Origin of the sequence: Kribbella shirazensis (assembly GCF_011761605.1) — a bacterium.
Taxonomy (GTDB): domain Bacteria; phylum Actinomycetota; class Actinomycetes; order Propionibacteriales; family Kribbellaceae; genus Kribbella; species Kribbella shirazensis.
Genome location: NZ_JAASRO010000001.1, coordinates 8,511,764 through 8,537,860, shown reverse-complemented (window position 1 = coordinate 8,537,860; position 26,097 = coordinate 8,511,764). Strand labels below are relative to the sequence as shown.

Sequence of the window (26,097 nt, the reverse complement as noted above, 5' to 3'; positions counted from 1 at the left end):
CCCGGGTTGTCGCTCGTTGTTCGCGTGTCGCTCGAACGCTGGTGTTGCCACAGACGGTACAAAGGTCGCGGCCCCGCAAGGTATGGGCTTGCGGGGCCCTGTCATGGGTGGAGTCATGCGGTGGAGTTATGGCGTGGCGAGGCGGCGCAGGGCCGCGGCGTAGCGGCCGGCTGCGTACTGCTGGGCCTTGCGGGTGACGGGGCCGGCCAGACGGGTGTACCAGGTGGCCGGGCGGCTGTAGGCGCGGATGGTGGCGTAGACGTCGTCGGACTCACGGGTGACGAGGAACAACTCCTCGCCGGCCTCGGGGTGGCCTTCCAGCGTTCCGTACGCGAAGCCGATGCGGTCCGGCTCGTTGACGACCCAGACGACCCGGCACGGGACCGGTAGGCCGAGCTGGGTCATCGTCCGGAACCGGCTGATCAGCATGCCCGGGCCGAGGCGGCCAAGGGAGTCGGTGCCGACCTGAGGCGGCGTGTGGGTCGCCGTCACGGGCAGACCGGCCGCACGGTGCATGCGCCACGTCAGCAGCCCGTCAGCGGCTCGCTGGAACACCTCGTCGCCAGTACCGATCCGCTCGCGGTGCTCGAGCCGGTGGAACCCCTCGGGCGTCTCGTCGTACTGCGTCGACCCCACCTCGTCGTACGTGAATCGCAGTCCTGCAAGGTCATCCAGCTGCATTACGTGCCTCCCGTCGCATCGCCAGTACGCCGCACAGCGCAAAGCCAACCGCATTCGCCACACCGTGCGTGGCAACCATCCACTCCAACGGCAGGTACGGCGTGTCCACCACATGGCCCAGTGCCCACGTGACAGCCAAGAGCATCGTTACTACGAGTACTGATCCCGAGATGACCAGGAGCACCGCCGTACTCCGGTCGGCTCGACGTGACCGCCGCCAGAGGTTCCAACCGACGAGCCACATACCTGTGGTCAGCACGACTGCTCCTGCGAGCTCAACGGGGTCACCGAGGAAGAACCCGAGCAGAACGATCGCAGTGCCCAGCGGGACACTGACAGCCGCTAGACCGTCTGCAGCCAGGTAGGCCATTAGTGCGGCCGCGAAACCCGCGAAGTGGAAGTGCGCGACGGTCAGCGACAGCACGGTCAGGTTGAAGCCGAACAGCTCGTACGACGAACGCTCGGCGACCAGTGCGAGCGCTGCGATCGCCGGCGTGGCCAGGGCGGTGTAGAGCGCGACCTGCCGCGCGCTGAGCGTCCTGTGCTGGAAGAAGTGTCGCGCGGCCAGTGTGATGAGGACCAGCGTGCCGACGAGGTAGATCGACGCGAGCGCGATCGACACAGCACCGCGTGGCAACCACAGCGCTACCGCTCCTGGAACGGCGAACGCGAACCACCAGTGGGTGCTGGTGGTTCGCGTCGGGAGCAGGGTGAGGCCGAGGGGCACGATGACGAGCATGCCCAGGCTCACCACCGCGTGGACGAGGACGTTCAACTGCTCTTCAGGCCGCTGGTGTTGTCCTGTTTGAGGGCGTCGAACAGTGCGGTCGCCTTCTTGGTGTCCCACTTCACGGCCGAGCCGCGGTTGCAGCACAGGCCGTAGTTGTCGTCACTCGTCGGCACGCTCAGCGCGACACCGCCGCTGCCGGAGATCGCCTTCATGCCGCGGGCGAACTTGACGAAGTCGAACAGGTTCATGTCCTGGTCGACGGTCAGCGCGTCGACGCCCTTGGTGGCGACGCTGTAGTACCGGAACGGGTTGAGGATCGTGGACGGTGAGGCGGCCTTCTTCGCGACGGCACCGACCATCTGCCGTTGCCGCTCGGTCCGGCCGAAGTCGTTCTTGCCGTCGGCCTTCCGGGAGCGGACGTAGCCGAGCGCGTTCACGCCGTCCAGTTCCTGGCAGCCGGCCGGCAGGTCGATGTGCGCGTCGTCGTCCTTCATTGCCTTCGGCAAGCACATCTCGATCCCGCCGACGCTGTCGATGACGCTGGCGAAGCCGCCGAAGCCGACCTCGACGTAGTGGTCGATCCGCAGACCCGTCGTGTTCTCGAGCGTCTGGATCAGCAGCGCCGGGCCCTTGTTGAAGGCGGCGTTGATCTTCTGCCGGCCCTCGACGCCGGGGATGTTCACCGCGCTGTCCCGCGGGATGCTGATCAGCACCGTCGGGCCGGACTCCGGGACGTGCATCAGCATGATCGAGTCGGTCCGCGCCGGGCCGGCGTCGCCGCCGGTGTGCAGCCTGGCCCGCTCGGCCCGGCTGAGGTCCTCACGGGCGTCCGACCCGACCATCAGGTACGTCGTCCCGGGGGTGTCCGCCGGCCGCTCGCCGGTGGGCATCGCCTCGATCTTGTCGATCCGGCCCCAGGCGTAGAGCGGGACCGCGATCAGGGTGAGAACGAACAGCAGGACGATCAGTCCGACGGTCCGGAGGAACCAGTTGCGGCGCTTTTTCGGCCGTCGCTGGTTCGCACGTCGCGGGTCGATGGGCTGCGTTTGACTCATGCCACGACCGTATCGGTGTCCGGCCCCCGGGCACGTCACCCCACTGAATGGTTTTACACGTCGGAAAGTCGACGGCGCCTCCTCCAAAGGTCGGAAATCGGCCCGGAAATCGAACCAGAGCGCCGGAACGCGACCGGCGACATGCCCACCCGAGCTGCGAACAAGCGGCTGAAGTACGCCGGATCGTCGTACCCGACGCGCCGCGCGACCGCGGCCACGGACAGGTCCTCCTCGGCGAGCAGAACCTTTGCAGAGCTGAGCCTGGTGGACAGGACCAGTTCCTGCGGAGTCGACCCGGTCGTACGCCGTACCGCGTCGCGCAGCTCCTTCAGGGTCAGCCCGAGCGTACTGGCGTAGTCCTCAACGCTCATCGGCGTACACGCGAGCTCCGCGAGCCGGGCCGCCACGCTGTCGTCAGGTAGCGCACCAGCCTGTCCGATCAGGTCGTAGAGAGCCCCTGTGAGCTGTACTACGTTCCGCTGCGTGCTGACGCGCAGCAAGCGATTGAAAGCGCGGTCCACCGGACGCGGGTCGGAGTACTGACGGACTGGTCGGCTGGGATCGAGGTGAGCGAGTGACGTGAGTGCCTCGGTCGCAGGTCCGCTGAACAGCGTCCAGGCCTGGCGCCAGCGTGTCGCGGGTCGGTAGCCGTGCACGACGCCGGGGAAGAGCCAGAGCATCGCAGGTGCGTGTACTTCGTGCAGCTTGCGGTCGGGGCCGTGGAGCAGGTGGCCGTGTCCTTCCTTGAGCCAGACGAGCGCGTGGCAGCCGAGCGCCCGCTCCGGCGCGGCCGCAGTACCGTGCGTCTGCTCGCCGACGCCCAGGCAGAAGAGTCCAAGTTGTCGCTCAGCAGGACCTGGTGTCAGGTAGATCGACCAATCGTGCACACCACAAGAGTCCAAGAAGCTGCGGTCGGGTGTCCATTCCGTTCGCTGTTGGACGTGGCTGGAATGGAGGGGTGCTGACTTCTAACGGATACGTGCTGGACGAGCGGCGGCTGGGTGAGTTGGTTCCGGTGCCTGAGGAGGAGCGCGGTGATCGGGAGGTGCTGCGGAGCCGCCTGCAGCGGGACGGCTACCTGTTCCTGACCGGGTTGCTGGAGCCGGCGGCGGTGTGGGCGTTTCGGGAGTACTACTTCGGGTTGACCGGTGCTGCTGCGGACAGGGCGTCGTACCGGAAGGTGCTCTTCGAGGAGATCGTGCCGGGGCCGGAGTACGCCGCGTTCTGTGCGCAGCCGGCGTTGAAGGGGTGGTTCGCGTGGTTCCTCGGTGGTGAGCCGTTCCTGCACCGGCGGAAGATCATCCGGCAGACGGCGCCCGGTGAGAACGGCATCGGTACGGCGACGCAGGCGCACTACGACCTGGTGTACCTGCGGGAGGGCAGCGACCAGGTGCTGTCCGCTTGGATCCCACTGGGTGACTGCCCGGTCAGCCTCGGCGGACTGACCTATCTGCAGAGCAGCCATCACAGGGTGCTCGCGGAGGAGGCCGCCGGGCGGCTGAAGCGGCCTGCGGCGTCCATCACCGCGGACCTGCCCGCACTGGCGGAGGAGTACGACGCCGACTGGCTGGTCGCGGACTACCAGGCCGGTGATGTCGTGGTTCACACCGCGCACACCATCCACGCGGCGCTCGACAACGTGTCCAGCGAGCTGCGGCTGTCGACCGACATTCGCTATCAGCTGGCCGACGACGCCATCGATGCTCGGTGGCAGAACCACTGGCACGACCAGGACGGTCTCTGACCGGTATCCGGATGCTTCTCGCTAACGACAATCATTTCGGTTAAGGTTCCGAGCGGAAGGTGTGAACCGAGTCTGAGGAGAGCCGTGAACCGGAACGAACTGATCGCCGGCGTAGCGCACAAGGCGGGCATTCCGCGCAACCACGCCGAGAAGGTCCTCGACGCCCTGGGTGACGTCGTGACCGAGGCCGTGCAGCGCGGCGACAAGGTGTCCCTGACCGGCCTGCTCAGCATCGAGCGGGTGATGCGCGCGCCGCGGACCGGCCGCAACCCGCAGACCGGTGAGCCGCTGAACATCCCCGCCGGGTACTCCGTGCGCCTGTCGTGCGGAAGCCGCCTCAAGGCCGCGGCCCGAGGCGACCTCCGCGCTGCTCGCTGAAACTCAGCGCCGGACGGCGGTGACCCAGTAGGGGGTCGTCGGCGTCGGCGGAGTGGTGAAGCGGGCGTTCGGCAGGTAGAGGCGGTCGCCGAACGCGGCCGCCGTCGTCGGTACGTCGAAGTCCGGGCTGGTGATCTCGTCGACCACCGACCCCTTGGTGCCGGCCAGGTTCAGCGTGAGGACCGCGATCTTGTTGAGGCGGTTCTGCACGACGTACAGCGTGCTGTCGCGCAGCAGCAGGCCGTCGCCGTTGGTCATCAGCGCGTCACCGATGTCGATCCGCTGCGCCACGCCGGTGCGCGGGTCGACCCGGAGCAGGAACCCGGTCGACGACTGCACCATGATCAGCGCGCGGCCGTCCGGTGTGAGCGAGATGCCGTTGGCGTTGTTGCCGGGCAGGTGCTGGTAGTCGCCGCTGAGCGGGATCGTCTCGGCGGTCGCGGCGAGACGGCCGTCGCGGCCGAACGGGACCTTGTAGAACACCGGCCGCTGCGAGTCGGTGAAGTACGCCCCGTCGTGGCCGAGGATCACGTCGTTCACGAACGTCGGTGTCGCGGTGGTGAACGTGTAGCTCGCCAGGACGGCGCCGGTACGGGTGTCGATCACCCGGCCGTTCCCACCGGCGGCGCCGGCGACGAACAGGCGGCCGAACCGGTCCACCTTCATCCCGAGCGACCCGGTGCCCGGGCCCTGGCTGATCACCTCACCCCGGCCGGTGCGCAGGTCGGCGGCGTAGATGTCGCCGTCGACGCGGGATCCGAAGTACGCCGTACTCCGGGCGATCGCGATGCCTTCGGGCTGGAATCCGGCGGGCAGCTCGATCCGGGCCGGGAACGCTGCCGATGAACTTGTCGTGGTCGGTGTGGCGGTAGCTGCCGACGTACTCACCAGGCCGAGCAGTGCGACGGACGCACTGGCCAGCGTGACGAGTCGACGGACGAGGTGCGACATGGGCGGGTCCTCCCTGATCCGTGTTCTTTACCCGGGAGAACGTTCCGGTCCTGTGGATAGTTCAAACCGGCCTCGCGGCGAAACGGGTATGTTCGCTGGCAGCAACTCCACTTGGGACAAGGGGCTACGGATGACAGCAGGAATCGACGGGTCGGCGGCGGCGCGAGCGCAGGACGATCTGTACCGGTTCGTGAACGGGGCGTGGCTGGCCGAGCACGAGATCCCCGCGGACAAGGCGATCCACGGCGCGTTCCACGCGCTCTGGGACACCGCCGAGCAGGACGTCCGGGCGATCGTCGAGAAGACCGTCGCGGCCGGGCACCCGGAAGGCAGCGAGCCGCGGAAGATCGCCGACCTCTACACCAGCTTCATGGACACCGAGACGATCGAGCGGCTGGGCGCCGAGCCGATCGCCGACCAGCTCGCCCTGGTCCGCGGCGTCACCGACGTGGCCGGCCTGGTGTCGGTCCTCGGGCAGCTCGAGCTGCAGGGCGTGCCGGGTGTCTTCCACTACTGGGTGGACGCCGACGCGAAGAAGTCCGACCAGAACATCGTCCACCTGACCCAGGGCGGCCTCAGCCTGCCCGACGAGTCGTACTACCGCGAGGACAGCTTCGCCGAGATCAGGACGGCGTACGTCGCACATGTGGCGAAGCTGCTCGAGCTGGCCGGACTGCCGGATCCGGCCGGGTCCGCCGACCGGATCCTCGAGCTGGAGACCCGGCTCGCCGGCGCCCACTGGGACCGGGTGAAGGACCGCGATGTGCAGCTGACCTACAACAAGCTCGACCGGGCCGGGCTCGAGGAGCTCACCCCCGGCTTCGACTGGGCGACCTGGCTGACCGGCGCCGGCGTACCGGACAGCGCGTTCGCCGAGGTTGTAGTGCGCGAGCCGGACTTCCTGACCGCCGCGGCGACCGCGCTGCGGGAGGTCGACCTGGACCGGTGGAAGGAGTGGCTGAGCTGGCGGGTCGTGCACAGCGCCGCGCCGCTGCTGAGCCAGGCGTTCGTCGACGAGAACTTCGCCTTCTACGGCAAGACCCTGACCGGTGCGCCCGAGCTGCGCGAGCGCTGGAAGCGCGCGGTCGGTGCGGTCGAGCAGGCGCTGGGTGAGGCGCTCGGCAAGCTGTACGTCGCCGAGCACTTCCCGCCGGACGCCAAGGCCCGCATGGTCGAGCTCGTGCAGAACCTGGTCGCCGCGTACCGGCAGCGGATCGAGGCGCTGGACTGGATGGGCCCGGAGACGCGGCAGCGGGCGCTGGACAAGCTCGGCACCTTCGTGCCGAAGATCGGGTACCCGGACGAGTGGAAGGACTACTCGGCGCTCGAGATCGACCCGGCCGACCTGTTCGGGAACGTTCGCCGCTCGGTCGCCGTCGAGACCGCGCGGGACCTCGCCAAGCTGGGCAAGCCCGTCGATCGGACCGAGTGGCGCATGACGCCGCAGACCGTGAACGCGTACTACAACCCGCGGATGAACGAGATCGTCTTCCCGGCCGGCATCCTGCAGCCGCCGTTCTTCGACCTGGTCGCCGACGACGCCACGAACTACGGCGCGATCGGCGCGGTGATCGGCCACGAGATCGGTCACGGCTTCGACGACCAGGGCTCGCGGTACGACGCCGACGGCAACCTCAACGACTGGTGGACCGACGCGGACCGCGCCGCCTTCGAGCAGCGCACCGACAAGCTCGTCGCGCAGTACGCCGCACTGGAGCCGGCCGAGACGCCCGGCCAGAAGGTGAACGGCAAGCTCACCCTCGGCGAGAACATCGGCGACCTGGGCGGTCTGTCGATCGCGTACGTCGCGTACCAGTTGTCCCTGGACGGCAGCGAGACCGAGGAGGAGCTGCAGGCCGGCGCCGAGCGCTTCTTCGCCGCCTGGGCGCACGCCTGGGCGACGAAGACCCGTCCCGAGGAGGCCGCCCGTCGCCTCGCCATCGACCCGCACTCCCCGCCGGAGTTCCGCTGCAACGCGGTGGTGAAGAACATCGACGAGTTCCACAGCACCTTCAAGACAACGGACTCCGACGGCATGTGGCTGGCCCCCGAGGACCGGGTCCGCATCTGGTAGCCCTCACGTCCTCAAGGCGCCGCGGGTGAAGACGTTGTCCGGGTCGTAGGCGTCCTTGAGCTGGTGCAGGAGGACGAGCTTCTCCGGGGAGTAGGCGCGGTGGACCACGGCAGGGTCGTCGTCGGCGATGGTGTTGACGTAGCTGCCGCTGGTGTAGGGCTCGAGAGCGGCGGCGTAGGCCCGGGCGCCGCTGATCCGGGCCTCGTCCTCCCCGGGGTCGGTCCAGTCGTCGCCGGTGGTGAACTCGACCAGCGCGTCGCGGTGGCTGTACGCCGTCGCGCCGTCCGGTACGTCGCCGATCGCGCCGCCGTTGAGCGTCATCCGTGCTCCCGGGTTGTTGTCCCAGGCAAGGAAAGCGTCGATGGCGGCGTCCGGCAGGGATCGCAGGTAGTGCCCTTTGCAGTAGCGCCGCAGGGCGTGTCGTTCGTCGTCGTCGGACTGGGTCTGCAGCTCCAGGTAGCTGAGCTCCCGGATCTGCTGTCCCGCCGGCCTGCCGATCGCCTGGTACGACGGAAGCAGCCGGCGTCCGTCGTTCACATCGCCGACCCACACGTACCCGATGCTCGCCATCGGGCGCCCGCCGTACTCGTCCCGCCGGCCGAAACGGGCGACCGGAGTCGCCTGCCGCGGCGCCTCCGGGAACAGGTCCCGCCAGCCGCGTAAAGCCGTACCAGCGTCGTCCAGGTCGTAGAAGAGGTTCACGGTCAGCGCCTGGGTCCCCACCGGGTGCAGACGGAATTCGAACGCGGTGACCACACCGAAGCTCCCACCTCCACCACGTAGTCCCCAGAAGAGGTCCGGGTGCTCGGTCTCGCTGACCCGCAGTACGGCGCCGTCCGCGGTGACCAGCTCGTACGACGCCACGTTGTCGCACGTCAGCCCGTACGCACGTGCCAGCCACCCGACGCCGCCGCCCAGCGTGAGTCCGCCGACGCCGGTGTGCGAGACGTTGCCGGCCGTGGTCGCCAGTCCGTACCGCTGGCTGGCGACGTCCAGGGCGCCCAGCAGCGCACCGCCTCCGACCCGGGCCCGGCGGCTGACGGGATCCACCTGCACGGAGTTCAGCGCGGACAGATCGATCAGGAGACCGCCCTCCACCACAGGTAGCCCGAGGAAGCTGTGCCCGCCGCACCGGACGCCGATCTCCAGCCCGGCATCCCGGCCGTAGCGCAGCGCCGCCACCACGTCCGCCGTACTGGCACACCGCGCGATCAGGGCCGGCCGCCGGTCCACCATCGCGTTCCAGACCGACCGGCCGGAGTCGTACTCCGGATCCCCCGGCCGGGTCAGGAGCCCGTCGAACGCCGCAATCGTCATCGCCGAACCTCCGAACGAAGCACCGAGTCGACGGCCGCGCGGATCGACGCCCGGCGGAACCACGCGATCACGGCCGCCACCAGCAGATACCCAAGCGGGATCCCCGGCGACGCGCCCAGCGCGAAGATGTTGGTGATGGCCGCGCCGGCCATCAGCCCGCTCAGGCCGAGCGCGGCGAGACCGCACAGCCGCGGAATCAGCAGCCCGATCGCCCCCGCCACTTCCAGCACACCGACCACGTACCGCAACCACTGACCGGCACCCACCGCGTCGAACAGGTCGACCATGATCTGTCCGCCCGACAATTTGGGCAGCCCCGCCATCACGAACAGCGCGGCCAGCACCACCTGCACCGCCCACAGCGCGACCGTGCCCGGCCGGACCCTGCGTGTCGTCGTCATCGTCGTGCTCATCGCTACCTCCACGAGTTGTTCTGGTACGACGACCTTCACGCCGGCGACCCGCGAGAGGCATCCGTGCCGACCACGGATCCACCACGGATCCACCACAGATTCACCCACGGCGAGCCCACCGATCGGCCATGATGGGCGGATGAACGAGGTGTCCGCGCGCGAGGCCGAAGTGCTGGCGGCGGTCGCCGACCACCGGTCGAACGCGCAGATCGCCCGGGCACTGCACATCTCCGTCCGCACGGTCGAGAGCCATGTCTCGTCGCTGCTGCGCAAGTACGGCGTCACCGACCGCCGCGAACTCGCCGATCTGGCCGGAGCGCAGCGTGGTCCGGGCGTGACCGGGCTGCCCGCCGGCCGGACCACGTTTGTCGGGCGATCCAGCGAGACGACGGCGGTGCGAACGGCGCTCGAGCAGTCCCGGCTGGTGACGCTGCTCGGACCTGGTGGCATGGGCAAGACGAGGCTGGCAGCCGTCGTGGCGGCCGAGGTGGGCGCAGCAGGTGCGTTCGTCGACCTGGTTCCGGTTCGGGACGGACTGGTGCCCAGGGCAGTGGCAACAGCGCTCGGAGTGACCGAGCGCCCGCCGCAGAGTCTGGAGCAGGTCCTGTTCGAGCATCTGCAGCAGGGCCGATCACTGCTGGTCCTGGACAACTGCGAGCACCTGGTCGACGAGGTCGCCGTACTGGTGGAGCAACTGCTCCGGGCCTGTCCGGAGGTGACCATTCTCGCGACCAGCCGCGAGCGGCTCGGCGTACCGGCGGAGACGACCGTGCTGCTGCCGCCGCTGGATGCCGCGACGGAGCTGTTCACCGACCGGGCGCGGGCTGTCGACCCGTCCTTCACGGCGCCGGCAGCTGACCTCGCCGAGATCTGCGCGCGGCTGGACGGCATGCCGCTGGCGATCGAACTCGCCGCGGCCAGGATCGGTTCGCTCGGAGCCGACGGTCTAAAGGCGGCGCTCGACGACAGGCTCCGGCTGCTCGCCGGCGGGCGCGGCGTGGACGTCCGGCACCGGTCGCTGGCCGCGGTGATCGGCTGGAGCCACGAGCTGCTCGACGACCAGGAACGCCTGCTCTTCCGGCGGCTGTCCATCTATGTCGGTGGATTCGACCTGGACGCAGCCTGCGCGACCAGCCCGGAGCTCGGGCGGAGCGAGGTCGCGGACCTGCTCGGCCGGCTGACGGACAAGAGTCTCGCCGTACGCCGGGGATCGCGCTGGCGGCTGCTCGAGACGATCCGGGAGTTCGCCCGCGAGCAGCTGACGGACGACGAACTGGCCATCGCTCGGGACCGCTGCCTGCGCTGGGCCGCCGACACCGCCGCAGTGCTCGAGAGCAGACTCGACAGCTCCGGGTGGCAGCCGCCGTACGACGAGGTCGCCGGCGATCTCCGGGCCGCGCTCGCCTCGACCGCCGCGGCACCTGATCCGGCGGCGCACCGGCTGGCGCGGTCGCTCGGGCATCTGAGCTTCGCCAGGCGTGAGTTCCTGGAGTCCGTCGACCATTACCGGTCGGCGGCCGACCGTGCGGCGGACGGGGTCGCCGCCGCGCTCGATCTGCGGTCGGCCGCCGATGCCACGCTCGCGATCTCGGATGCGGAGACCGGGGTGCGGTTGCTGCTCGACGCGGCCGAACGGTCGGTTGCCGATGGCAACGTCCGGGCGAGGATGCTCGCGCTGGCGGTGATCGCGATGAACCGGTACCCCACCGGGTCGCTGTACGACGTACCTGCGGAGCGCAGCGAACTGCTGCTCCGGCAGGCGCTCGGCAGCGCCCGACCCGGCGACCCGCAGGTGGACGCGCTGCTCGCGACCGCCCAGGCGTGGGATCACGGCGGCCGGCGCGTCGGTGCCGATCCGGAGCTCGCCCAGCGGGCCGTCGACGCGGCCAGGCGGACCGGTGATCCGGTCCTGATCGCGGGTGCGCTCGACGCCCAGACTGTGGCGGCCGGGAATTCGGGACGGCTGCGCGACGCCCGTTCGTACGCCGTGGAACGGATGCGGCTGATCGGTCCGCTCCCGCGCCACGATCCGTATGCGGCGGCCGAGATCATCGACGCCTTCCATGTCGCGCCGACCACGGCGGCCGCGGTCGGCGACCTGCCCGCGGCGCTGGCGGCGGTGGGTTCGGCCGACGATCCGGTCGGTGATCATCCGTACATCTCGTTGCCGCGACTGATCCGGGTCTGTGCGCTGACCGGGCAGTTCGACGCCTGCGTGGAGCACGCCGACGCGCTCTGGGAACGCTGGCGGAACGCGGGAGCCCCGCCGGTCGAGTGGATGGCGTCCGCGATGTCCCTGGCCGGCATGGTGCACGGACTGCGCGACGACGGCTTGTTCGAGGTCTGGCAGGCGCGGGCCCTAGAGGTGTCCCGGTGTGTGGAGCTGGAGGACGCTCCTTGGCTGCCCGCGCCGTACACGTTCGCGCGGGCGCGGGTCGCCGTACACCTTGGTGCCGTCCAGCAAGCCCCTGACGTCGCACGGCGGGCATTCGCGGGATTCGGCGAACGGTGGTGGGAGCCCTACGCGCGTGCCGCCGCCGCGGAGCTCGCCGTGGTCGCCGGCCTGCCCGACGCCCCCGACCTCCTCGCGGCGATCGCACCGGACGCCGCCCAGAACGACTGGGCCGCCGCCTGCCTCCTCCGAGCCACCGCCCGCTCCTCCGGCGACCTCGACGCCCTCGCCCAGGCTGCCGAGGCCTTCGACCACATCGGCGCCCACTTCGAACGAGCCGCCACCCTGGCGCTACACCCGACCCAGGCGACCCAGGCCCACGCGGACCTCGCGGCTCTCCAAGTCGCCGCCCCTAGCCGCCGAGTCGTGGAAGACGGCGCCTGACGGCAACCTCTTTTCACGACTCGACGGGGCAGGTGAGAACCAATCGCCACGACTCGGCGCAGGGGGTGGGGTCAGGAGGACATCCAGTCCTGGATGCCGTCGACGGTGCGGGGCATGGCCTCGGAGAGGTTCTCAGGGCCCTGGTCGGTGATCAGGATGTCGTCCTCGATGCGGATGCCGATGCCGCGCAGGTCCTCCGGGACGGTGAGGTCGTCGGACTGGAAGTACAGGCCGGGCTCGACGGTCAGGACGTAGCCGGGCTGGACGGTGCCCTTGCGGTAGTTCTCGTCGCGGGCCGACGCGCAGTCGTGGACGTCGAGGCCGAGCATGTGGCTGACGCCGTGCAGGGTGTAGCGCTGGTACAGGCGGCTCTCGGGGTCGAGCGCCTCCTCGGCCGACACCGGCAGCAGCTCCATCGCGTCCAGGCCGCGGACGATGACCTCCATCGCTGCCTCGTGCCCGGCGCGGAACGCCGCACCCGGCGTGAGCGCCGCGATCCCGGCGTTCTGCGCGTCCAGCACCAGCTGGTACAGGTCCCGCTGGCGCGGCGTGAACTCGCCGTTCACCGGCAGCGTCCGGGTGATGTCGGCGGTGTACAGCTGCCGGTTCTCCACGCCCATGTCGAGCAGCATCAGCGTGCCGTCGTTCACCGGGCCGTCGTTCTCGATCCAGTGCAGCGTGGTCGCGTGCGGGCCGGCGGCGGCGATCGACGTGTAGCCGACGTCGTTCCCCTCGGCGCGGGCCCGGCGCCAGAACGTGCCCTCGATCCAGCGTTCGCCGTACTGCCGGACCTTGTCCATCTCGGCGAGGACATCGGAGAAACCGCGGTGCGTGATCGCGACCGCGTCCCGCAACTGCTCGAGTTCGTACGCGTCCTTGACCAGGCGCAGCTCCGACAGCGTCGCGGCCAGCTCGCCGTCCTTGAGCTGCTCCGTCCGGGCACCGCTCAGCAGCGAGGCGATCGACTGGTCCTCGTCCCGCCGTACCCGCGTCGGTACGTCGGACTTCAGCGCGTCGGCCAACTGGTCGACGTGCCGCGTCTCGATCCCGAACTCCTTGGCGGTCTCGGTCAGCGACGGCCGCCGGCCGGCCCACAGCTCGCCGTACATCCGGTCGCGCCAGAACTCCTCGCCCTCGGAACGGTCGGCGCGCGGCCGGAAGTACAGCACCGCGTCGTGACCGGAGGTGCCGTTCGGCTCCAGGACGAGCACGGCGTCGGAGGTCTGGTTGCCGGTCAGCCACACGTAGTCGGTGTGCGGCCGGAAGACGTAGTCGGTGTCGTTCGACCGGACCTTGTAGGTACCGGCCGGGATCACCAGCCGCTCGCCCGGGAACGCCTGCGACAGCGCGTCCCGGCGCTTCGCGGCCCACACGCCGACGTCGCTCAGCGACAGGTCGTGCCGCTCGGAGTCGGCCCAGCCCGAGTTCATGAACGCGCGCAGCTTCGGGCTCGGCTCGTTGTCGTGCGAAGCCGTCTTCGGCGCGGCTTCGGTGCCGGTGTTTTCGGTGGCGGCGTCGGCGGTCTCGGTCGGGTCAGTCATCGTCGACCAGTCCTCATCTCGGCGGTGGTGGCGCCGGTCGTGGCTACGGGTGCAGTTGGTCCCCGCGCAGCGTGCCGGGCAGCGCCTCGGCGGGGTCGGAGCCGATGCGGGTGATCGCATTGTGCTCGTCCACGAAGACTACGCTCGGTGTGAAAACCTTCGCCTCGGCGGTGTCGAACATCCCGTACGCGATCAGGATCACCAGGTCGCCGGGATGCACGAGGTGCGCCGCGGCCCCGTTGATCCCGACGATCCCGGACCCGCGGGGCCCCTCGATGAGGTACGTCGACAGGCGGTGACCGTTGGTGATGTCGACGATGTCCACCTTCTCGCCGGGCAGCAGGTCGGCGGCCTCCATCAGCGCCGCGTCCAGCGTGCACGATCCGACATAGTCCAGATCGGCCTGCGTCACCTTCGCCCGGTGCACCTTCGACTTCATCATCTCGCGCCACATGGCGGCCATCATCCGGTCCGGACGCCCCGCTGTCAGTGGCCGCCATCACCCAACCGGTTCAGTCTCCCGTTCGGCCGCGGGGCGGCGGAGCGAGTCGCCTTCGACGTCGACGTTCGGGAGGAGCCGGTCGAGCCAGCGGGGGAGGTACCAGGCGCGCCGGCCGAGCAGGGCCATCACCGCCGGTACGACAGTCATCCGGACCACGAAGGCGTCGATCGCGACCGCCAGGGCCAGCCCGAAGCCCATCTCGCGGATCAGCGTCTCGCCGGACAGGATGAACCCGGAGAACACCGCGGTCATGATCACCGCCGCCGCGGTGACGACCCGGGCGCCGTGCGAGAACCCGTCGACGACGGCCACCCGCGCCGCCGCGCCGTGGACGTGTTCCTCGCGCATCCGCGTCACCAGGAAGATCTGGTAGTCCATCGCGAGCCCGAACACCACGCCGATCAGGAAGATCGGCAGCATGCTGATCACCGGCCCGGTCTGCCCCTCGATCCCGAACAGCCCGGCCAGCCAGCCCCACTGGAAGACCGCGACCAGGGCCCCGAACGTCGCCACGACGGTCAGCAGGAACCCCAGCGTCGCCTTCAACGGCACCAGGATCGAGCGGAACACCAGCATCAGCAGCAGGAACGCGAGCCCGACGATCAGCGACAGGTACGGCAACAGCGCGCCGCCGAGCTTGTCCGAGATGTCGATGCTGACCGCGGTCGCCCCGGTGACCGCCACCTCGGCGCGATCGCGGTCCGGCATCGACCGGATCGCGTTGACCAGATCCTTCGTCTCCTGCGTACTCGGGCCGCTCGCCGGAATCACGGTCAGCAACGCCGTGTTCCCGGCCGGGTTGAAGACCGGCGGCGTCACCATCGTGACATCGGGCAGCCCGCGTACGGCGGACGCGGTCGCCGCGGCCGCCGCGCGGGGATCGGCGGACGCACCGGCGTCCACGACCACCATCAGCGGGCCGTTGAACCCGGGCCCGAAGCCTTCGGAGAGCAGTTCGTACGCCTTGCGCTGCGTGGAGTCGGGCGCCGCGGTGCTGTCGTCCGGCAGCCCGAGCTCGAGATCGGCCGCCGGGATCGCCAGCGTGCCGAGACCGGCCACGGTCACCAGCAGCACCGCCAGCGGGCGCCGGGTGACGAAGCCCGCCCAGCGCCGGCCCGCGGTCGACCGGCCGGCCGCTTCCGGATCGCCGCCGCGCAGACCGGGGATCCGGCCGCCGAGGACCCGCCGCCCGGCGAACCCGAGCAGCGCCGGCAGCAGCGTCAGCGCGATCGCGACCGCGATGACCACGGTGAACGCGGCGGCCAGGCCCATCTGGGTGAGGAACGGGATGTCGACCACGAACAGCCCGGCCAGCGCGATCACCACGGTCAGGCCCGCGAAGACCACGGCGGATCCCGCGGTGCCGACCGCGCGGCCGACGGCCTCCTCCGGGTCCAGTCCGGTGCCGAGTTCGTGCCGGTACCGCGACATGATGAAGAGCGCGTAGTCGATCGACACCGCGAGCCCGATCATCAGCGCGAGGATCGGCGTACCGGAACCGATGTCGACGAAGCCGCTGACGGCGGAGATCGCGGTCACCCCGATCCCCACCCCGATGATTGCCGACAGCAACGGCAGGCCCGCGGCGATCAGCGAGCCGAACGTGATCAGCAGGACGACGGCGGCGACACCGATGCCGATCACCTCGGTGAGCTGCTGCTCGCTCTGCGGTTGCAGCGCGTCGCCGCCGGACTCGACCGTGAGCCCGGCCGCGCGGGCCGGTTCGAGCGCGGCCGCGACGGCCTCCTGCGCTTCGGGCGTGACCTCCTGCGCGGTGACCTTGTAGGTGACCTGTGCGTACCCCGTGCGGCCGTCGGCGGAGATCGCCTTGGCGCTGAACGGGTCGACGACGCGGGCGACCTGTGGTGCGGCGGCGAGCCGGTCCAGAGTCTGCTGGACCTGCGGTGTGTCAGTGAGCTTCTGCCCGGCAGGCGCCTGGAAGACGATGCGGGCGGTCGCGGCGTCCGCGCCCGCCTGCGGGAAGCGGTCGTTGAGCAGGTCCGCGGCACGCTGCGACTCGGTGCCGGGAATCGAGAAGCCGTTGGCGGTCGGCCCGGAGAGCGTGGCCGCACCGGCGACCCCCGCGGCGAGCAGACCGAGCCAGATCAGTACGACGAACCGTCGCCGGCGGAAGGCGAATCGGCCGAGCCGATAGAGATACGTAGCCATGCCGCCGATGCTTCCGGCGGTACGGCGTAGCGCGCGTCGGCCCGGCGCGGGCTTCGCGGCGTACCGCGGGCGCCGTACCGGCTACTACGTCTGCGGTACGCCGGGACGCACGAGGCCGGTCTGGTACGCGAGAACGACGAGCTGCGCGCGGTCGCGGCAGTCGAGTTTCACCATCGCGCGGTTGACATGGGTCTTCGCCGTCGACGGGGACAGGACGAGGCGTTCGGCGATCTCGTCGTTGGACAGACCGAGGGCGACCAGGCCGACGATCTCCCGTTCGCGGTCGGTGAGGACGTCGAGGACCGTGGGCCCGATCGGGTGTCCCGGGGTGGGTTCGGCGAGGAAGCGGTTCATCAGGCCGCGGACGGCCTTCGGGGACAGCAGGGCGTCGCCACGGGCGACCACGCGGATCGCGTCGATCAGCTCGGCCGGCTCGACGCTCTTGCCGAGGAATCCGCTGGCGCCGGCGCGGATCGCCTCGAAGACGTATTCGTCCACCTCGAACGTGGTCAGGATCAGCACCTTCACGCCCGCGAGCGCCTCGTCGGCGGTGATCATCCGGGTCGCCGCGAGGCCGTCGACCTCGGGCATCCGGATGTCCATCAGCACCACGTCGGCCCGCTCGGACCGGGCCAGCTCGACCGCGTCCCGCCCGTTCGACGCCTCAGCGACGACCTCCAGATCGGGAGCTGAGCTCACCAGCACCCGGAACCCGCTGCGGATCAGCGTCTGGTCGTCGGCCAGCAATACCCGGATCGTCAACGTCAACTCCCGTCTCCAGAGGAAGCACAGCACGTACGGCCCACCCGCCCGACGGCTCCGGGCCGGTGACGAGTTCGCCGCCCACGGCGGTGACCCGTTCGCGCATGCCGATCAAGCCGTGACCGGCACCCAGGTGGGTGATGGCGGGCGTCGCAGCGGGCCTGGACTCGTTGGGGCGAAGCCTGCTGGGGCCGGTGTCCGTGACGGCGATGGTCAGGCTGCCCGGGGCGCGGGTGATGCGGACGCGGGCCGAGGCAGTGGGGGCGTGTTTGAGGACGTTGGTGAGGGACTCCTGGACGATGCGGTACGCCGTGAGCTCGATGACGTCCGGGAGGTCGCCCAGCGCCGACGGAGGTGTCCAGTCGACCTCGACGCCTGCTGCTGAGAACGAGTGAATGAGGGCGCCCAACTCGTTCAGCGACGGTGCCGGCGCGGTGGGCAGGGGTGAGCCGGAGCGGCGCAGTACGCCGAGAAGAACGGTCAGTTCCTGCAGCACAGTGCGCCCGCCCGACCGGACCAGCGCCAGCGCATGCTCCGCCTCGTCGGGCTGTGTCCGGAGCACATGTGCCGCGACCCCGGACTGCACGTTCATCAACGCGATGTGGTGGGCGATGACGTCGTGCAGCTCGTGCGCGATCCGCAACCGCTCCTCGATCACCCGCCGCTGTGCCTCTTCGTCCCGCGACCGCTCGGCCCGCAGCGCCCGCTCTTCGAGCTCCCGCAGGTACGCGCGCCGGTTCCGCACGGCCTCGCCGATCGCGCCCGAGAACAGCACGAAGAAGACCAGACCGAGGTTGTCGAGGACGTCCCCGCCGACGAAGAAGACCTCGGCGACCAGTGTGACCAGCGCCGTGGCGATCACCGCGACACAGCGGGTCAGCCGGTCCTTCGACAGGACGACGGTGAAGACCGCGACGCCCAGGTAGATCACGATCGGGCTCTTGGCCTGCTCGGCGATCACGAACGCGGCCGCGACACCGGTGGTGATCACCAGCACCGTGATCGGCGCCCGCCGCCGGAAGGTGATCGCGACGGCACCCACGACAGCCAGGACGACGACGGTCGCGTTCAGCTCGATCCGCTCACCGATGTGCCGCCCGCCCGGCACCAGCAGGTTGATCAACAGGATGACGAGGGCAAGAGCAAGGTCCAGCGCCAGCGGATGCCGCGCGAGGGCACGGCAGAACCGGATGAGCCGTTCCATTCCTTCACAGTACGTGTCCGGCCCTCGGACCGCGTCGTCCTCCGGCTGTATTGCCGCCGTACCGCGGACGCGGTATCAGATCGTCGACGCCTGGACGGCGAGCTCGCGCAGGGCCTCGTAGCGCCGGCGGAGGTCGGCGACGCGCGCGACCTCGTCCGCGACCGGGGTCAGGTGCGCACCGCCGGGATCCGGGGACAGGCCCAGTGCGACGGCGGCCGCGCCGCGGGCGCCGACCTCGGGTTCCGCGCAGACAGTGGTCGGGCGGGCGAACGTCGCGGTCAGGCAGCGGCGCCACCACTGCGAGGCGTCGATGCCGCCTCCGCCGAGGACCACGTCGAGCTGCCGGTCGAAGAGCGAGTCGAGGAGGCGCAGGCCGCGGTCGATCTCCAGCGAGGCCCCTTGGAGGGCGGCGGCGAGCAGGTCGGCCGGGTCGTCGTCGAACGAGAGGCCGAAGTACACACCCGAGCCACTGGGCACGACCGCGGGCGGCCGGGTGCCGGCCATGAACGGGATCGCGACCGCCTTCGACGCGCCGATCTCGACACCGGCCGGTTCGTCGGACTCGAGCCGCAGTACGCCGGTCAGCCAGGCGTGCAGGTTCCCGGCGGCGGAGAACGCCATACCGGTCACCGCGCGCTTGTCGTCGACCCGGTACCGCCACAGCTCCCACGGCAGCTCCGGCGCGTCCTCGATCGGGTGCACGACCCGGACCGCGGCCGACGTACCGACGGTCACCGCTGCCGTCCCCGCGTCGTACCCGCCGGTGCCGACGTTCGACGCGGCGCCGTCACCGGTCGGGGGATGCACGGGTACGCCGACCAGACCGGGCCAGCGGCGTGCGTACTCCGTGGACAGCGTGCCCGTCCAGCCCGTCGGCACGATCGGGGGCAGCCGATCGGCGGTCACGCCCGCGATCTCCAGGGCCTCCTCGTCGTACGAACCCGTCGCGAGGTCGAGCGTGCCGGTCCCGGAGGCGACCGACACCGACGTGACGCGTTCGCCGGTCAGCCGCTCCAGCACCAGATCGGGCAGACCGGCGAACTGCTCGGCCGGGGATGTGGACAGCAGCCAGGGGATCCGGCGGGTCCAGTACAGGCGGTGCAGCCAGGCGCCGGTGCGGGCGTGGAACGCGTGCTCGTCGAACGACGTCCCGAGGTCGAGGTCGACCGCGCGCGTGTCGGCCCAGGTGATCACCGGCGTCCGCGCGGCGCCGTTGTTGTCGAGAGCAACGATCGAGTGCCACTGCGAGGACAGCACGATCGCGCCGATGCCGTCCAGGTGACCGTTCTGCTGGAGCTCGTCCAGGCAGCCGAGCAGGCCTTCGGCGTACTCGTGCAGGTCGAGCGTCGCGGAGCCGTCGTTCCCGTACGCCGGGGAGATCTTGTGCCGTGCCAGCGCGCCGGGTATCGGCGAGGCGTCGGTCGCGGACAGCACCAGTGCGCGGGCGGACGAGGTCCCCAGATCGAGGGCCAGGACCCGCCCGTCAGTCTTCGTCATGCAGTGCCTTCAGGAAGGTCTGGGCCCACAGGTTCACGTCGTGCGCCGCGAGGTGCTTGCGCATCGCCTTCATCCGCCGGCCGAGCTGCCGGTCGTCGGTGTTCATCGCGTCGACGATCGTGTCCTTCATCCCGTTGATGTCGTGCGGGTTCACCAGGAACGCCTGCCGGAACTCGTCCGCCGCCCCGGCGAACTCGCTCAGCACGAGCGCCCCGGTGTCGTCGTACCGCGTCGACACGTACTCCTTGGCCACCAGATTCATACCATCGCGCAGCGGCGTCACGACCGCGACGTCCGCGGCCCGGAACAGCGCCGCCATCTCGGTCCGGGAGTACGACGTGTGCAGGTAGTTGATCGCCGGAGTACCGATCCGGCCGTGCTCGCCGTTGATCCGGCCGACCAGCAGCTCGATCTCGTCGCGCAGCACCCGGTACTGCTCGACGCGTTCCCGGGACGGTGTCGCGACCTGGATGAACACCGCGTCGTCGACCGAGATCCGCTTCTCGTCCAGGAGCTCGCCGAACGCGCGCAGCCGCTGCCGGATGCCCTTGGTGTAGTCGAGCCGGTCGACACCGAGCAGGATGTGCGACGGGTTGCCGACCTCCTCCCGCATCTCGGCCGCGCGGGCGGTCGTCTCGGGCTGGCGGGCGAGTTTCTCCAGCTCGTCGACGTCGATCGAGATCGGGAACGCCTTCGCGCGCACGATCCGGTCGTCGGGCAGGTGGATGCGGTCGCCGCGGGTCCGCAGGCCCATCCGGTTGCGGGCCAGCCGGGCGAAGTTCGACGCCGCACCGGGCCGCTGGAAACCGACCAGGTCCGCGCCCATCAGCCCGTCCAGGATCTGCCGGCGCCACGGCATCTGCGCGAACAGCTCGGTCGGCGGGAACGGGATGTGCAGGAAGAAGCCGATCCGTACGTCGGGACGCAGCCGGCGGAGCATCGCCGGGACGAGTTGCAGCTGGTAGTCGTGCACCCAGACGTCGGCGTTGTCGTCGGCGGCGTCGGCGGCGGCCTCCGCGAACCGCCGGTTCACCGCGACGTACGACTCCCACCACTCACGATGGAACTCCGGCGCCACGATCACGTCGTGGTACAGCGGCCAGAGTGTCGCGTTCGAGAAACCCTCGTAGTACAGCCGGACGTCCTCGGCGGACAGCATCACCGGGACCAGGTGCATGCCGTTGTCGTCGAACGGGTCCAGCTTCTCGTCGGGGCTGCCGGTCCAGCCGATCCAGGCGCCGTGGTGGCCCTGCATCACCGGCGCCAGGGCCGTGACCAGGCCACCCGGACTTCGGCGCCACGCCGTACTGCCGTCGGGCATCTCGATCCGGTCGACCGGCAGCCGGTTGGCCACCACTACGAAGGAACTCCTACCGTTCGGCATCTTCAGCGTCATCCACTCAGGTCGTCGTCGTCACCGGGGTAGTGCACCCCGATCTGGCTCCGGGTCTCGTCGAGCAGTTCGAGGATCTCGAGCGTGCCGGCGTGGGGGAGAGCCGGAACCTCGATCAGTCCCTGGCGCAGTGCACGCATCACGGCTGCCGCTTCATAGTGGTACCCACGCCCATGCGTCGGTACGTCGATGCGCTCCGCTCCGGAAGCGGTCGTGCGCAGGTAGTACTCGGGGTGGTGGAAACGGTGCGGCACCTGCAGGTTGCCGTCCGGTCCGCTGATCGACGCGACCCACGGGTTCTGCGAGCGCAGGCCGCAGGTCAGCGCGGCGACCGCGCCGGAGTCGTGCCGCCAGGCCATCGCGACGTTCAGGTCGACGCCGTCGTCGTTGAGCGAACCGACCGCCTTCACCTCCGCGGGACGGCCGAGCGCCATGTGGGCGAACGTCATCGGGTAGATCCCGCCGTCCATCAGCGAGCCTCCCCCGAGCGCCGGGTCGAGCAGGCGAACCGGCAATGAAAGTTTGTGGAACGCGAAGTCCGCGACCACTTGTTGCGGTTCGCCGATCACGCCGCTGTGCAGGTCCTCGAACAGCGCCTGGATCACCGGGTTGGTGCGCATCCACATCGCCTCGGCGAACAGCGTGTCGTGCTCGCGGGCGACCGCGATCAGGTCCCGGGCCTGCTTCGCGGTCAGCGTGACGGGCTTCTCGCACAGCACGGCGATACCGGCCTGCAACGCCGCCCGCGCGACCGCGTAGTGCTGCGGATGCGGCGTACCGATGTAGATCACGTCGACCTCGCCGGAATCGATCAGCCGGCGGTAGTCGTCGTACGCGTGCGGGATGCCGAAGGTCGCGGCGAACCGGTCCGCGCTCTGCTGCGACCGGGAGGCGACCGCGGTGGCGACGGCGTCGTCCGCGAGCAGGCCGAGATCGTGCGTGAACTGGGTAGAAATGTTGCCAGTCGCAACGATTCCCCACCTGACGCGATCTATACCCACTGTGTGAACTCCGGGGTCGGGAACGGTCCGTCCGCTGCGATTCTCGCGGTTTCCAAGGCGTGAGCCAAGCGAATGAGCGTGACCTCACTCCGCGCCGTACCGCTGATCGTGAGACCGACCGGCAGGCCGGAGACCAAACCGGTCGGGACGGAGATCAACGGATACCCGGCCAGGGCGGCGTGGGACGAGGAGCTGCCGAGCACGTGGTCGCCGTTCACCAGGTCGATGGTCCAGGCGGGCGAGTACGACGGACACACGAGTGCGTCGAGCTGGTTGTCGCGGAGCAGGTTGTCGATACCGTCCCGGCCGGCGCGGAGCGCGGTGAGGCGTGCAGCGACGTACATGGGGGAGTCGAGACCCTGTGTGGCTGCGGCGCGTTCGAACAACTCCTGCCCGAACCACTGCAGCTCCTGGTCTGCATGCTTCTTGTTGAAGGCGATCAGGTCGTCGATCGTCCGTGGACCGCCGGGCGCGCGGGTCGCGAGGTACGCCGCCAGGTCGACCTTCAGCTCGTGTGACAGCACCTGTAGCTGGTCCTCGTCACCACCTGGTGTCGGCAACGACAAGTGGTCGACCAGCGTGGCCCCGCACTGGCTGAGCAGCTCCAGCGACCGCTCGGTGACCTGGTCGAGGCCCTTGGAGTAGCCCCACAGAGGCCCTCGCGGTACGCCGATCCGCACGTTGCTGAGGTCCGCGCCGAGACAGTGCTCGGTGTAGTCCGTCTGGCTGCCTGTCATCACCGTGAGGAGCGCTGCAGCCTGCTTGACCGTCCTGGTCATCGGTCCGGCGGTGTCCTGCGAGTGGGAGATCGGGACGATGCCCTGCTGCGGGACGAGGCCGACGGTGGGTTTCAGGCCGACCACGCCGTTCAGAGCGGCGGGACAGACGATCGAGCCGTTGGTCTCGGTGCCGATCGCGTACTCCGCCAACCCGGCGGCGACCGCGGCGCCGGAGCCGGACGAGGAGCCGCCGGGCGAGCGGTTCAGGGCGTAGGGATTGCGCGTGAGACCGCCGTACGCGCTCCAGCCGGACGAGGACGCGGAGCCGCGGAAGTTCGCCCACTCGCTCAGGTTCGTCTTGCCCAGGATCACGCAGCCGGCCGCGCGCAGCCGCCGTACCACCGCGGAGTCCTCCGGCGGCGGTGGCTGGTCGGCCAGCGCCAGCGAACCGGCCGTGGTCGGCAGGTCGGCGGTGTCGATGTTGTCCTTGACCAGCACCGGTACGCCGTGCAGCGGGCCTCGCACCCGCCCTTCGTCACGCTCGGTGTCGAGGCGGGCGGCTTCGGTGAGGGCGGCGGGGTTGGGCGTGCAGATGGCGTTGACGAGCGGGTCAACCTCACGAATCCGCCCCTGCAGCTCCTCCACCAGCGCTGTGCTGGAGAGAGTTGAGGTCACTTGAACGATCCTGCCAGAGTTGGTGACGTCAGGTTGTCTTGTCAGCGACACGCTTCGTGTCGTCCTGGCGGTGAATGACATCGCTGTTGTTCAGCACGTAGAGTGGCTGGCGGACGGACGATCACCGACCGCACAGGAGTCAGCAGCAGATGGACAGCGCCAACGCCAGCTCTTCCGGCCCCGCCGAAGCTGCGCCGCCGGCCGTTGCCGGACTCTCCGAACGGGACGGCCAGATCCTCGCCTTCGAGCGGCACTGGTGGAAGTACGCCGGTGCCAAGGAGCAGGCGATCCGCGACCAGTTCCAGATGTCGGCGACCCGGTACTACCAGGTCCTGAACGCGCTCATCGACCGGCCCGAGGCCCTCGCGCACGACCCGCTGCTGGTCAAGCGCCTGCGCCGCCTCCGTGCCGCCCGCCAGCGCGCCCGTTCCGCACGCCGTCTGGGCATCGAGGTCTGAGTCATGTCCCGCCTCAGGGCGCGCCGGACCAGGGGTGACCAGGGACAGGTGCTGTCGTCCCTCGTCGCCGTGACGGCCGTCGTCGCGATCGTCGCCGGGCTGCTGGTGCTGTTCGGGACCCGTGACGACAGCAAGGCCGACGAGAAGCCTGCCGGTGTGAGTACGCCGAAGCCGACCGGGAAGTCCTCCACCGGACCGTCGACGGTCGGCGCCAGCGTGCCGAAGCCGTCCGGCGAACCGACCGCGCCGTCTCCCTCGGAGGAGCCGTCGGAGGAGCCGTCGACCGCCCCGAGCACCAAGCCGCCGTCGACCGAGCCGAACCAGACCACCCAGCCCACCCAGCCGACACAGCCGACACAGCCGCCCCGGTCCACGCAGCCGGTGACGATTCCCGCGGAGCAGCGCCCGGCGATCGAGGTCTACAACAACACCTCACGCAAGGGCCTCGCTGACTCGGTGGCGGGCCGGGCACGGCAGGCCGGCTGGACGGTGGCAGGCTCCCCGGACAACTGGCGCGGCAAGATCGCCGAGAGCACCGTGTACTACCCGCCGGGGATGCTCGACGCCGCCAACCAGCTCGCCCGTGACCTCGGCATCGGCCGCACCAAGGGCGCGCTCGACAACATGAAGAAGGACCGCCTGACGGTGATCCTCACCTCGGACTACGCCGGATGACGGCCGGATGAGTACTCCGGTCATCCAGACCGACATCGGCCGCGAAGGCTGGGAGGCGATCGTCGCCGACCCGGCCACCGCGGTCGTCTCCACCGACTTCGACGGGGTCCTGTCGCCGCTGGTCGAGGACCCGGCACGGTCCCGTCCGGTCGAGGGAGCCCTGGACGCGCTGGCCCGGCTCGCCCGGTCGGTGAACCAGGTCGCGATCGTCACCGGCCGTCCCGCGCTGGTCGTGACGGAGCTCTCCGGCGTGACCGCTCACGCCGGCCTGGAGCGGCTGGTCGTGCTCGGGCACTACGGGCTGGAGCGCTGGGAGGCGTCGACCGGCAAGGTGACCAGCGATCCGGTTCCCCCGGGTGTGACGACGGCCCGGGACCGGCTTCCGGGGCTGCTGCGCGAGGTCGGCGTACCGGATGCGTTCGTGGAGGACAAGGACAGTTCGCTGGCCGTGCACACCCGGCGGTTGGACGACCCGGTCGGGGCGCTCGAGCTGCTGCGGGGTCCGCTGACCGCGCTGGCGGACGAGACCGAGCTGCGGCTGGAGCCGGGCAACCTCGTACTCGAGTTGCGTCCGCCGGGAATCGACAAGGGTGTCGCGCTGCGCCGCCTGATCGCGTCGACCGGCGCCCGGGCGATCCTGTACGCCGGTGACGACCTGGGCGATCTGGCCGCGTTCCGGGCGATCCAGGAGCAGCGTGACGCCGGGCTGCTGCGCGCCGTACTGCTGGCGACGCGGTCCTCGAACGCGACCGAGCTGATCGACGCCGCGGACATCGTCGTCGACGACCCGAGCGGCGTGGTGACGGTCCTCACGGCCCTTTCGGACGCGATCTCAGCACGCTGAACGCCTGCGTTACGGTCTTGCCGAGCGGCTGCACGGGATGTTCGACGTACCCGCCGTCCTGCAGGTTCGCGAGCCGCTCGAACGGGTTCCGCGACGCCGGGTCGCCGGTGAGCAGGAACGAGATCACCACGCCGACGCCGTACAGCGGGAGCATCGGCAGACCGAACAGGCAGAAGTACTGCCACGAGTGCCGCTCCTCGTGCCGGAGCAGAGCCGCGTCGTCGAAGTACGAGCGCTCGTGCTTGCTGAGTACGACGTTCCCGATCGTGAACGCGCCCGCGACCGGGAAGCCGAGCCGGTACCCGGTCGCGAAGAACAACCCGCGCGGCCCCCGACTCAACCGGGCCCGCCCGAGCGTCCCGACGAGAACGCCGGCCACGCTGGACAGATTGAGAAAGTTCCCCACCAACTTCACCCACTGCCAGCCGGTCATGGGAGCCAGTATGAGGTTCTGTCGGTGGGGTGGGTAAGACTTGGC

The 26,097-nt window shown here is 70.0% G+C and carries 24 protein-coding genes; 7 read left to right on the top strand and 17 right to left on the bottom strand.

The features are described from left to right. Window positions 1-126: 126 nt before the first annotated feature. The 4 genes from BJY22_RS40615 to BJY22_RS40600 are packed head-to-tail and all read right to left on the bottom strand — an operon-like array spanning window position 127 to window position 3,353. The gene (locus BJY22_RS40615) at window positions 127-681 is read right to left on the bottom strand and encodes a DUF1990 family protein (protein ID WP_167217594.1); all 555 of its coding nucleotides are present in this window, start codon (window positions 679-681) and stop codon (window positions 127-129) included. Then, window positions 668-1,456, bottom strand: a complete 789-nt coding sequence (locus tag BJY22_RS40610; protein WP_167217592.1) for a YndJ family protein — start codon at window positions 1,454-1,456, stop codon at window positions 668-670. The genes BJY22_RS40615 and BJY22_RS40610 overlap by 14 nt, the downstream gene beginning before the upstream one ends. Then, window positions 1,453-2,466 carry an LCP family protein gene (locus tag BJY22_RS40605; protein WP_167217590.1) on the bottom strand — a complete coding sequence of 338 codons (1,014 nt, stop codon included), beginning with the start codon at window positions 2,464-2,466 and terminating at the stop codon, window positions 1,453-1,455. The genes BJY22_RS40610 and BJY22_RS40605 overlap by 4 nt, the downstream gene beginning before the upstream one ends. Window positions 2,467-2,519: 53 nt before the next feature. Beyond that, complete coding sequence (locus BJY22_RS40600; RefSeq protein WP_167217588.1) at window positions 2,520-3,353, bottom strand: helix-turn-helix domain-containing protein; 834 nt, start codon at window positions 3,351-3,353, stop codon at window positions 2,520-2,522. A 71-nt stretch (window positions 3,354-3,424) separates the two neighbouring features. On the opposite strand from BJY22_RS40600, the gene BJY22_RS40595 reads away from it, so the two are divergent. Together BJY22_RS40595 and BJY22_RS40590 are read left to right on the top strand one after the other, a co-directional pair. Beyond that, window positions 3,425-4,210: a phytanoyl-CoA dioxygenase family protein gene (locus tag BJY22_RS40595; protein ID WP_167217586.1), complete on the top strand. Its 786-nt coding sequence runs from the start codon at window positions 3,425-3,427 to the stop codon at window positions 4,208-4,210. Window positions 4,211-4,294: 84 nt separating this feature from the next. After that, on the top strand, window positions 4,295-4,588 hold the full coding sequence (locus BJY22_RS40590; RefSeq protein ID WP_167217584.1) for an HU family DNA-binding protein: 294 nt from the start codon (window positions 4,295-4,297) through the stop codon (window positions 4,586-4,588). A gap of 3 nt (window positions 4,589-4,591) precedes the next feature. Here BJY22_RS40590 and BJY22_RS40585 read toward each other — a convergent pair whose 3' ends face one another. Then, window positions 4,592-5,539 (bottom strand): SMP-30/gluconolactonase/LRE family protein, encoded by a 948-nt coding sequence (locus BJY22_RS40585; RefSeq protein ID WP_167217582.1) that lies wholly within the window; start codon window positions 5,537-5,539, stop codon window positions 4,592-4,594. 130 nt (window positions 5,540-5,669) lie between these two features. On the opposite strand from BJY22_RS40585, the gene BJY22_RS40580 reads away from it, so the two are divergent. After that, on the top strand, window positions 5,670-7,613 hold the full coding sequence (locus BJY22_RS40580) for a M13 family metallopeptidase (protein ID WP_167217580.1): 1,944 nt from the start codon (window positions 5,670-5,672) through the stop codon (window positions 7,611-7,613). Between the two features lie 3 nt (window positions 7,614-7,616). Here the strand turns inward: BJY22_RS40580 and BJY22_RS40575 are convergent, their stop codons facing one another. Together BJY22_RS40575 and BJY22_RS40570 are read right to left on the bottom strand one after the other, a co-directional pair. Next, a complete protein-coding gene (locus tag BJY22_RS40575; RefSeq protein WP_167217578.1) occupies window positions 7,617-8,930 on the bottom strand; it encodes an FAD-binding oxidoreductase in 1,314 nt (437 codons plus the stop codon). Further along, window positions 8,927-9,343, bottom strand: a complete 417-nt coding sequence (locus tag BJY22_RS40570) for a DoxX family protein (RefSeq protein WP_202891488.1) — start codon at window positions 9,341-9,343, stop codon at window positions 8,927-8,929. Before BJY22_RS40570 ends, BJY22_RS40575 begins: the two co-directional genes overlap by 4 nt. Before the next feature lie 139 nt (window positions 9,344-9,482). Here BJY22_RS40570 and BJY22_RS40565 point away from each other — a divergent pair, with 139 nt between their 5' ends. Continuing rightward, window positions 9,483-12,179 (top strand): ATP-binding protein, encoded by a 2,697-nt coding sequence (locus BJY22_RS40565; RefSeq protein ID WP_167217576.1) that lies wholly within the window; start codon window positions 9,483-9,485, stop codon window positions 12,177-12,179. A gap of 71 nt (window positions 12,180-12,250) precedes the next feature. Here BJY22_RS40565 and BJY22_RS40560 read toward each other — a convergent pair whose 3' ends face one another. The 9 genes from BJY22_RS40560 to BJY22_RS40520 all read right to left on the bottom strand — a co-directional run bounded on the left by BJY22_RS40560 (window position 12,251) and on the right by BJY22_RS40520 (window position 23,723). Then, window positions 12,251-13,720: an aminopeptidase P family protein gene (locus BJY22_RS40560; protein ID WP_167217574.1), complete on the bottom strand. Its 1,470-nt coding sequence runs from the start codon at window positions 13,718-13,720 to the stop codon at window positions 12,251-12,253. 43 nt (window positions 13,721-13,763) lie between these two features. Next, on the bottom strand, window positions 13,764-14,174 hold the full coding sequence (gene panD / locus BJY22_RS40555; RefSeq protein ID WP_167217572.1) for an aspartate 1-decarboxylase: 411 nt from the start codon (window positions 14,172-14,174) through the stop codon (window positions 13,764-13,766). A gap of 45 nt (window positions 14,175-14,219) precedes the next feature. After that, complete coding sequence (locus BJY22_RS40550) at window positions 14,220-16,391, bottom strand: MMPL family transporter (protein ID WP_167217570.1); 2,172 nt, start codon at window positions 16,389-16,391, stop codon at window positions 14,220-14,222. Window positions 16,392-16,475: 84 nt separating this feature from the next. Beyond that, window positions 16,476-17,153, bottom strand: a complete 678-nt coding sequence (locus BJY22_RS40545; RefSeq protein WP_167217568.1) for a response regulator transcription factor — start codon at window positions 17,151-17,153, stop codon at window positions 16,476-16,478. After that, window positions 17,056-18,357 carry a sensor histidine kinase gene (locus BJY22_RS40540; RefSeq protein WP_167217566.1) on the bottom strand — a complete coding sequence of 434 codons (1,302 nt, stop codon included), beginning with the start codon at window positions 18,355-18,357 and terminating at the stop codon, window positions 17,056-17,058. Before BJY22_RS40540 ends, BJY22_RS40545 begins: the two co-directional genes overlap by 98 nt. Window positions 18,358-18,432: 75 nt before the next feature. Further along, window positions 18,433-19,854 carry an FGGY family carbohydrate kinase gene (locus BJY22_RS40535; RefSeq protein WP_167217564.1) on the bottom strand — a complete coding sequence of 474 codons (1,422 nt, stop codon included), beginning with the start codon at window positions 19,852-19,854 and terminating at the stop codon, window positions 18,433-18,435. Continuing rightward, window positions 19,841-21,238, bottom strand: coding sequence for an alpha,alpha-trehalose-phosphate synthase (UDP-forming) (locus BJY22_RS40530; protein WP_167219296.1), 1,398 nt, complete (start codon window positions 21,236-21,238; stop codon window positions 19,841-19,843). The genes BJY22_RS40535 and BJY22_RS40530 overlap by 14 nt, the downstream gene beginning before the upstream one ends. A gap of 8 nt (window positions 21,239-21,246) precedes the next feature. Further along, a complete protein-coding gene (locus BJY22_RS40525; RefSeq protein ID WP_167217562.1) occupies window positions 21,247-22,248 on the bottom strand; it encodes a Gfo/Idh/MocA family oxidoreductase in 1,002 nt (333 codons plus the stop codon). Continuing rightward, a complete protein-coding gene (locus tag BJY22_RS40520; protein ID WP_167217560.1) occupies window positions 22,239-23,723 on the bottom strand; it encodes an amidase in 1,485 nt (494 codons plus the stop codon). Before BJY22_RS40520 ends, BJY22_RS40525 begins: the two co-directional genes overlap by 10 nt. A 68-nt stretch (window positions 23,724-23,791) precedes the next feature. Here BJY22_RS40520 and BJY22_RS40515 point away from each other — a divergent pair, with 68 nt between their 5' ends. From BJY22_RS40515 to otsB, 3 genes are read left to right on the top strand one after another with little or no spacing between them, the layout of a single operon-like run. Continuing rightward, a complete protein-coding gene (locus BJY22_RS40515) occupies window positions 23,792-24,100 on the top strand; it encodes a DUF3263 domain-containing protein (RefSeq protein WP_130443900.1) in 309 nt (102 codons plus the stop codon). 3 nt (window positions 24,101-24,103) lie between these two features. Next, complete coding sequence (locus tag BJY22_RS40510; RefSeq protein WP_167217558.1) at window positions 24,104-24,775, top strand: LytR C-terminal domain-containing protein; 672 nt, start codon at window positions 24,104-24,106, stop codon at window positions 24,773-24,775. A 7-nt stretch (window positions 24,776-24,782) separates the two neighbouring features. Then, window positions 24,783-25,619 carry a trehalose-phosphatase gene (gene otsB, locus BJY22_RS40505; protein WP_167217556.1) on the top strand — a complete coding sequence of 279 codons (837 nt, stop codon included), beginning with the start codon at window positions 24,783-24,785 and terminating at the stop codon, window positions 25,617-25,619. Here otsB and BJY22_RS40500 read toward each other — a convergent pair. Further along, complete coding sequence (locus tag BJY22_RS40500) at window positions 25,585-26,052, bottom strand: hypothetical protein (RefSeq protein WP_167217554.1); 468 nt, start codon at window positions 26,050-26,052, stop codon at window positions 25,585-25,587. The genes otsB and BJY22_RS40500 overlap by 35 nt on opposite strands. Window positions 26,053-26,097 lie beyond the last annotated feature (45 nt).

What these genes read in the sequence shown, in the direction of transcription:
- BJY22_RS40515 (WP_130443900.1), top strand. Translation starts at nt 23,792, where the DNA reads ATGGACAGCGCCAACGCCAGCTCTTCCGGCCCCGCCGAAGCTGCGCCG.
- BJY22_RS40580 (WP_167217580.1), top strand. Translation starts at nt 5,670, where the DNA reads ATGACAGCAGGAATCGACGGGTCGGCGGCGGCGCGAGCGCAGGACGAT.
- BJY22_RS40570 (WP_202891488.1), bottom strand. Translation starts at nt 9,343, where the DNA reads ATGAGCACGACGATGACGACGACACGCAGGGTCCGGCCGGGCACGGTC.
- BJY22_RS40575 (WP_167217578.1), bottom strand. Translation starts at nt 8,930, where the DNA reads ATGACGATTGCGGCGTTCGACGGGCTCCTGACCCGGCCGGGGGATCCG.
- BJY22_RS40500 (WP_167217554.1), bottom strand. Translation starts at nt 26,052, where the DNA reads ATGACCGGCTGGCAGTGGGTGAAGTTGGTGGGGAACTTTCTCAATCTG.
- BJY22_RS40520 (WP_167217560.1), bottom strand. Translation starts at nt 23,723, where the DNA reads ATGTCATTCACCGCCAGGACGACACGAAGCGTGTCGCTGACAAGACAA.
- BJY22_RS40530 (WP_167219296.1), bottom strand. Translation starts at nt 21,238, where the DNA reads ATGCCGAACGGTAGGAGTTCCTTCGTAGTGGTGGCCAACCGGCTGCCG.
- BJY22_RS40560 (WP_167217574.1), bottom strand. Translation starts at nt 13,720, where the DNA reads ATGACTGACCCGACCGAGACCGCCGACGCCGCCACCGAAAACACCGGC.
- panD (WP_167217572.1), bottom strand. Translation starts at nt 14,174, where the DNA reads ATGTGGCGCGAGATGATGAAGTCGAAGGTGCACCGGGCGAAGGTGACG.
- BJY22_RS40540 (WP_167217566.1), bottom strand. Translation starts at nt 18,357, where the DNA reads ATGGAACGGCTCATCCGGTTCTGCCGTGCCCTCGCGCGGCATCCGCTG.
- otsB (WP_167217556.1), top strand. Translation starts at nt 24,783, where the DNA reads ATGAGTACTCCGGTCATCCAGACCGACATCGGCCGCGAAGGCTGGGAG.
- BJY22_RS40585 (WP_167217582.1), bottom strand. Translation starts at nt 5,539, where the DNA reads ATGTCGCACCTCGTCCGTCGACTCGTCACGCTGGCCAGTGCGTCCGTC.
- BJY22_RS40565 (WP_167217576.1), top strand. Translation starts at nt 9,483, where the DNA reads ATGAACGAGGTGTCCGCGCGCGAGGCCGAAGTGCTGGCGGCGGTCGCC.
- BJY22_RS40605 (WP_167217590.1), bottom strand. Translation starts at nt 2,466, where the DNA reads ATGAGTCAAACGCAGCCCATCGACCCGCGACGTGCGAACCAGCGACGG.
- BJY22_RS40535 (WP_167217564.1), bottom strand. Translation starts at nt 19,854, where the DNA reads ATGACGAAGACTGACGGGCGGGTCCTGGCCCTCGATCTGGGGACCTCG.
- BJY22_RS40615 (WP_167217594.1), bottom strand. Translation starts at nt 681, where the DNA reads ATGCAGCTGGATGACCTTGCAGGACTGCGATTCACGTACGACGAGGTG.
- BJY22_RS40510 (WP_167217558.1), top strand. Translation starts at nt 24,104, where the DNA reads ATGTCCCGCCTCAGGGCGCGCCGGACCAGGGGTGACCAGGGACAGGTG.
- BJY22_RS40550 (WP_167217570.1), bottom strand. Translation starts at nt 16,391, where the DNA reads ATGGCTACGTATCTCTATCGGCTCGGCCGATTCGCCTTCCGCCGGCGA.